Annotated in this window: 4 protein-coding genes and 1 pseudogene; 3 read left to right on the top strand and 2 right to left on the bottom strand. The window is 30.7% G+C overall.

Going from position 1 to position 6,979, the window contains the following annotated elements:
• From FWJ34_RS00745 to FWJ34_RS00735, 3 genes and pseudogenes are all read left to right on the top strand, one after another.
• The coding region (locus FWJ34_RS00745; RefSeq protein ID WP_308253360.1) for a DUF1822 family protein at nucleotides 1-1,249 on the top strand (1,249 nt) is incomplete at its 5' end.
• 318 nt (nucleotides 1,250-1,567) lie between these two features.
• Nucleotides 1,568-4,171, top strand: a pseudogene (locus FWJ34_RS00740) (CHASE2 domain-containing protein).
• A gap of 230 nt (nucleotides 4,172-4,401) precedes the next feature.
• On the top strand, nucleotides 4,402-5,007 hold the full coding sequence (locus FWJ34_RS00735; protein WP_308253359.1) for an HD domain-containing protein: 606 nt from the start codon (nucleotides 4,402-4,404) through the stop codon (nucleotides 5,005-5,007).
• A gap of 91 nt (nucleotides 5,008-5,098) precedes the next feature.
• Here FWJ34_RS00735 and FWJ34_RS00730 read toward each other — a convergent pair whose 3' ends face one another.
• Together FWJ34_RS00730 and FWJ34_RS00725 are read right to left on the bottom strand one after the other, a co-directional pair.
• Nucleotides 5,099-6,010: a ParB/RepB/Spo0J family partition protein gene (locus FWJ34_RS00730; protein WP_308253357.1), complete on the bottom strand. Its 912-nt coding sequence runs from the start codon at nucleotides 6,008-6,010 to the stop codon at nucleotides 5,099-5,101.
• A gap of 162 nt (nucleotides 6,011-6,172) precedes the next feature.
• Nucleotides 6,173-6,931, bottom strand: a complete 759-nt coding sequence (locus tag FWJ34_RS00725) for a ParA family protein (RefSeq protein WP_308253355.1) — start codon at nucleotides 6,929-6,931, stop codon at nucleotides 6,173-6,175.
• Nucleotides 6,932-6,979 lie beyond the last annotated feature (48 nt).

Here is a 6,979-nt window from a genome sequence, read left to right as displayed (position 1 = left end):
GTGTTTAAACCTTCCCTTGACTAAAAATGATCGAAGTATTGCTGAAAAAATAGCTAATCAATTTAATGATTTTCCCCAGAAAAAACCTAGAATTTTAGAAAATATATTAGCTGTTTGTGCCGTAAAACGTTACTTAGAATTTTTAGATATTGCTACGGATATTAAAAAAAGTTACAGTTTTAATTTGATTTATCAATTAATAGAAAATGTTGCGGATTTATATTTATCTGATATTGGACGTTTAGAATGTCGCCCAGTTAAAGCTGGTGAAGATTTTTGTTATATTCCTGCGGAAACTTGGTACGATCGAATCGGTTATGTTGCTGTTGAATTAAGCCCAGATTATTCTTCAGCTAAATTATTAGGATTTGTAGAAGAAGTGACAGTAGAAAAACTACCTCTTCAAAAATTAAATCCCTTCGATGATTTATTAGATACGATCGCTTATATTGAGTTGGTTAAACAACAAGAAGAACAATCTATTGTCAGTACAGTTGAAGTCCTTAAAAATGAGCCTAAAAATCTGGATTTACTTACACCTACTTTAACTATTGCTCAAAAAATAAAAGATTGGAAGAAAGAATCTTTGAAATCAGGCGGTTGGCTCACCTTTGAAGAAGTTTTTGGTAATTCTCAGTTAGACTATGCTTATGAAATTACAACTAAAAGTACTACTAATATTGAAGGAGTTTTAAAATTAATTGAAACGATCGAAACTACTGACAATGAAAAATATCGTCAAGAAGCAATTAGTTTACTCGGTGAATGGGGAAAAAATAGCCAAGAGGCGATCGCCATTTTAACTCAAATAATTCAAACTACAGAAAATGATAATACTCGTTGGGAGGCAGGTTCAAGTTTAGCGAAAATCGCTCCCGATCATCATTTTGTTGTTAGTAGAATTGTTAGTAAATCCGCTCAATTATTAAACATAGGATTAAATGCTGAAGGAGAATCTATAGCCTTATGTATTAGTTTATTACCCACAGAAGATGAAAAAAGCAGAATCCGAGTATGGCTTCAATTACGTACTCAATCTATGTCAGTTAAATTACCACCGAATCTAAAACTTTCAATCATATCTGAAACTAATGAAATAATCAAAGAAATTAGTAGTCGAGCTGATATTATCGGTTCGGGAATTGATGACTCCATTGAAATGCGATTTCTTTTTGTACCCGGTCAAAATTTTCAAGTACAAGTCACCTTAGAAGATAAAATTATCATTCAAAAGCCTATTAATATTTAGGGTTTGCTGAATTAATCAGAAGTTTTTTAAAATCAAAGGTTTAGGAATACTAGATTAGCAAAAAATAGCTGGATTTTGACAATTTTTATTCAAAAACTCAACATTTTTAGGTTAATTTTGTTCAAAGAGTTTCTAGTTATTCAAAAATAAAACTTGGTTAAATATCTTGATTTGTATGTATTTCTCCTAACTCCTGATTCCTACCTTCACCTGAATACTTTTTCAGCAGATCCTATTTAATAAACAAATCAACGTAGGAGGTGTAGATATGATCAATAGTTTACCTCCTATCAAATTAATTAAATCGTAATAATTAACATGGGAATTTTGGCAATTTTTACAATTAGTGCGGGGAACTTTGAAAAAGGATTTTATCTAACTTTAGAATGTAAAGAAATCAGCAACAATGAATCTAAAGTTGTTATTTCAAACATTAGTGGAAGTCTAGCTAAAAACCCAAGTATTGTAGATTTTTATAAAAAATGGTGGTTTTGTTATTATAGATTTGTTAAACCACTAGGAATTAAATCCACTGATTTTGAGTTTTATGATTCCCCTAAAAATGATCAAAATAATTCTTTAAATAACTCCACAATTGAAGTTTATGAAGTTTTACAAATCAGCCAAATAAATTATGATGAACTTCTTAAAAAATGTACAGAAACAGTAGAGAACCTTAAAGAAGAAATGATAACATGGCTAAATAACAGTATCAAAGACTTGACTCAAATTAGAGAAAAATTTGTTGAAATAAAAACAAAATATAAAGACGTTGAAATTAACCCAGTTATTAATATTTCAAAAGCAATAAATTCTAAAGATAGGAAAATTTTAGATAAATTACCGTGGCATGAATGGGATTTATTAAAATCGAATTCACCAAGAAAAGAAATAGCAATTAGTGATGATCAACGTGTTGTTAATGAAATAAATATAAGCATAAAAAAACATTCTAAACCAAGAATTATAACTATTTTTGGAGATTCAGGTGAAAATACAAGCAATGAATTAAAACTTCAAAAAAAAGAAAAAGATTCAATTTGCAAATTAGAAAAAATTTCAGAACTTGATTTCATTGAAAAACCTAGCCAAGAAGAATTAGTAAATAAGCTAAGAGATGAACAAGGTTGGGACATACTAATTTATTCTGGCCATGGTCAACCTAATAAATTAGGAATTAGAAATTTAGAAGGTACAACATTAGAAGAAATTGATAATTCTTTAAGATTTGTGGTAGAAAATGGCTTAAAAATTGTCATTCTTAATTGTTGTAATAGTTTAGAAATTGCTAATCAATTACTCAGTTATGGAGTGCATCTAGTTATTGCCATGAAAGAGGAAGTACCAGAAGAAGTAGCCTCTCAATTTTTAGATGAACTTTTAACACAATATGCTCATAATAAAAAATCTATCTATGAGTCAGTACAATTAGGAAGAGATAGTTTAGAAAAGTTTGAACATAAAGGTGGTAAATATCCAAGTGCAATGTTTTTTCCTGTCATTTGTCAAAATTTAGGAATTTTTCCTCCTTTATATTCAGATTTATTTCAAGTTGATGAAGAAGAAAGAAATGACGAACAAAACACATACAAAAAAATCTTAAACACTCTAAAAACTATAAATTTAAAGAAAATTTTAATCGCTAGTTTAATTTCTCTTTTGCCAGTATTAGGGATTAGAGGAGTAGGTTTACTAGAAAAACCAGAATTAAAAGTTTATAATCGGATGTTAAAACTTCGTCCAACAGAATTAACAAAAGAATCAGAGCAACGTGTTTTAGTGGTGACGGTAGATGAAGAAGATTTAGAATATATAAAGGAAAATTACCCTAAATTATCCCCAAGCCATGAAAACATTATTTCTGATGAAATGTTAGCTGAGGTTATACAAAAGTTAAAAGCTAATTATCCACAAGCTGTTATTGGTATAGATATTTTTAGGGATTCTAAAACTGGAAAACAACGACAAAAATTTATTGATCTGTTTAAAAAATAAGACAATTTATTTCTTATTTATCAAACTGCTGAATTTAGGGATCAAGATGGAACTGCACCACCTCCTGAACTAGAAAAAAAATCACTAAGTTTAGCAAGTTTATTAAAAGATATTGATTCAGAATCCATACCCATAATTCGTCGTCAGTTACTTTTTCAAGAAGGTGAAACAACGAAAAAATTTCCCTGTACTATTCAAAATAGTTCTAATTATTATCAATATACTTTAGGTTATCAATTATTCAAAACCTATTTAAAACAACAAGAAATAGAGATAAATGACTGTATTTTACCATTACAAATTAAAAATAAAGTTTTTAATCGTTTAGAACAAAATGTTGGAGGTTATCATAATTTAGATGCTGGGGGTTATCAAATTATGATCAATTATTTAGGACAAAATGATGATACTATTCAATCAAAATCAATTACTGATGTTTTAAATCATCCTGAATTCGCCCCTGAATATTCCCATAAAGTAATTTTAATTGGTTATGATTTTGATGTAGATTCTAATCTTAAAAAAGATGATGTTTTTCAGACTCCTTATGGCAAAATGCGAGGGGTTTTTATTCATGCACAAATGGTAAATCAACTTCTCAGTGCAGTATTGGACGATCGTCCTTTAATAATAGCTTCACCTCAATATTTGTCAATAATTTGGATTGCTGTTTGCGTAACATTAGGAAATATTTTTCTTTACTCTTTGAAACAAATTTTGAGGAATTCTTTTGTTACACTAATACCATTTTTTTGTTTTGTATTTGTACCAGTTTTTTCGGTTGGATTCCCTCTATTTTCTGGGTATGTTAGTTTAGTTGTTTTCAGTGTATGGATACCTATGGTTGCTCCAATAGTAGGTCTAGTAATTTCTAGTGGACTCTTTGTCGTTTACAATGTAATAGAAGAGGCAGGGCAAAATGAATAATAAGGGGTACATGGATAAGAAGGGCGTTTTTGCGTTGTTGCATGAATAGGTTGTTTAGATTTTCTTCCGATAAAATAAATACTTATTTACATGGCGACTGCCTAACATGAAATAACAGTATCGAATATCGCTACTCTTCAGAGAAACAAGATAAATTGACTGGATAAAAAAATAAAAGTTAGTTTTAAATAAACTTTTCTTAGTAATTTATAGGAAAGATTCTCAAAATTATGCACGAAAAAAAAATTATGGCTACCAATTCTCCAAGCACTACTTTACTGACTAACCGTTTTCAAGAAGCATTAGTATTTGCCAGTCAACTTCACAGCACACAAATTAGAAAAATGAGTGGTATTCCTTATATTAGTCATTTACTTAGTGTTACTGCTCTTGTTTTAGAAGATCATGGTACAGAAAATGAAGCCATCGCCGCTTTGCTCCATGATGCCATTGAAGATCAAGGAGGACAAGAAACAGGGCAACTGATTAGAGTTAAATTTGGCGATATAGTGGCTAATCTAGTAGAAGATTGTACCGAACCAAAAGAATGGAGACAACTTTCTTGGCGAGAACGCAAACAAAAATATATAGATAAATTTAGTAATAATTCATTGTCCGCGCGTAAAATTGCTCTGGCAGACAAATTACATAATGCTCGTTCTAACCGTTTAGAACTATTGCGATATGGTAACAAAGCATGGGATACCATGTCTAAAGGAAAAAAAGAAGGTACATTATGGTTTTATCAGTCAATTATTGAAGCCAGTAAAAAACATGATCCTAGCTTTCTTGTTAATGAACTTGAACAAGTTGTCAAAGAGTTAGAACACTTATAATCCTAAACCATTTAAAATAATAGCCATAATTCAGTTAAAAAAATAAAAAATAGTTTATCTGATTAATCTTTCGTAAGAAAAAAGACCCTTACTAATCTATCAATAATTTAATCTTTGCTAACAGCTTTTCGACTTTTTGCCATTTCTTCGGTTCAGTTTCCCATAATTTTGCTTTCTCAATATTTTTCATTAAATCTTTTACCGTTGTTGAAGGTGATTCTATAGGTTTTTCCTGTAACTGTTTAATTCTTTCTTTTATCTCCCTTACTGATAAATTAAGCTCGATCGATTCTTTCAATAACTTTATCCTTTGTTGTTCATCTTTTATTTTACTCAGGGCGATCGCCTTTGTATAAGCTATTTTTCCTTGTTTGAGGACGGATAAAATATCTGATGGTAATTTCAGTAAAGGTAATCTCGTTTCCACAAAAGACTTAGCCGTAATTCCTACCGTTTGAAAAACAGTCTCCACTATTTCTGAGTTAGGTGAAACGTTTCGCCTAAATTCTTCCCCTTCATTTCGCAAACGATAAAGTAAAGAAATAATCTCTGGTACATCTTGATTTAATCTTCCTGAAAGTAATTTTAATATAGCTTCCGTTTCTTCAATAGGATTAAGATTTTCCCTTTGCAAATTCTCTAAAATAGCGATTTCTAAGGCTTCATTATCAGTCAAATTAAGAATAATAACTGGCACTTCCGTTAATGATAAAAGTTGAGAAGCTCGATAACGTCTTCCTCCTGCCACCACTTCATATTTACCATCGACAACAGGACGCACTAATAACGGTTCTAAAATACCATGAACTTTGATACTCTGTGCTAATTGAGAGATACTTTCCGAATCAAAATATTGACGGGGTTGATATTCGGGTAATGTTAATAAATCAACCGCTATAATTTTAGCTGTTTGAGAAGGTTGTAAATCTTGATTATCCTTCCCAAATAAAGCATCGATACGATTATTCAAACTGGTTTTTAACGGTCTTTTTTTGGTAGCCATTAGATAATTAAGATAGTTGATGAGTTTAGTCGAAAAATTAGAAAAAGATAAATGTTTAACAGTTCAAATCATTAGGCGAAACGTTTCACCTAAGATAACCGATATTAACTAATTTCGCTCTAAAATATGTGATAATGACATGGTTCATTAAGGTAATATTCGTTATTTATTCACTTGTAATAACTGTTTAGCTATATCATTAAAAACTTTCACGGCGGGATGTTTAGGTTTATATAAAGCTAAAGGTAATCTTTCCTCAGTGGCATCAGGAAAAACAGTCGAGTCTGGAATAGGCAGAAATACAGTGCTTAATTTACTTAATTCTTCTTTCATTTGCTCATAAGTACGAAGATGTTGAGAACGTCTTTTATCGAATTTCATCGGCACAAAACCAGCAAAGGCTAACTCAGGATTAACATGACGACGAATACGAGCCACAGTATCCAATAATAACCCAGTTCCGAAATAACTTTTAAATTCTGTTTCGATGGGTACTAATAAATGAGTCGCCGCCGTTAAAGCTAAAATTGATAAAATACCCAAACTAGGGGGGCAATCAATCAGAATAAAATCATAATTAGGTAGTAAAGGAGAAAGGACTTGTTTTAAACGTTGCTCTCGATTTAAAGCCGATACTAATTCCATTTCTGCCAGACTGAGATTGATGTTAGTAGGAGCTAAATCTAAACCATGTATATTCTTTTTTATGTCTAGGCGAAACGTTTCGACTAAAGCATCATATACCGTAAATTCTAGTTCGTGGGGTTCAATACCCATAAAAGTAGTAAGAGAGGCTTGAGGATCTAAATCTAATAACAGCACTTTCTTTTTTTTCTTGGCAAGGGAATATCCTAGATTCATGGTGAGAGTTGATTTACCCACACCTCCTGATTGATTAAATAAAGCAATAATTTTACTCATGATTTCAAGTTAAAAGTTAAAGATGAAGTTAAAAAATATCCAAATTAC

Source organism: Geminocystis sp. GBBB08 (assembly GCF_016743215.1).
Taxonomy (GTDB): domain Bacteria; phylum Cyanobacteriota; class Cyanobacteriia; order Cyanobacteriales; family Cyanobacteriaceae; genus Geminocystis.
This window is presented reverse-complemented; position numbering and strand designations above follow the sequence as displayed.